A 242-nucleotide genomic window follows, 5' to 3' on the forward strand; every position below is an offset into this window, starting at 1 on the left:
GGTGCCGCAGGCGCGGGTGGCAGCGTTCGAGCGCGTCGGACGGGCCTGGTTTGCTGCCGGGTCACCGTCAATTACCCAGGCTTTGGTGGCGGAGTTCGTTGCCGAGGGACACGTCGCTCGGCATATCCAACGCATGCGCCGCCTCTACAACGAGCGACGGGCATTGACCATCGAAGCACTGGAGCGGAGTTTGCCGAAGGGTATGCAGGTGGAACGCTCGCCAGGTGGTATGCACCTGGTAC

At 64.5% G+C, this 242-nt stretch carries 1 pseudogene; it reads left to right on the forward strand.

What is annotated here, in order from left to right:
• Positions 1–242: pseudogene (locus tag SB765_RS33050) on the forward strand (PLP-dependent aminotransferase family protein); the annotation flags it as partial.

The organism is Pseudomonas sp. SIMBA_067 (assembly GCF_046534675.1).
Lineage (GTDB): Bacteria > Pseudomonadota > Gammaproteobacteria > Pseudomonadales > Pseudomonadaceae > Aquipseudomonas > Aquipseudomonas putida.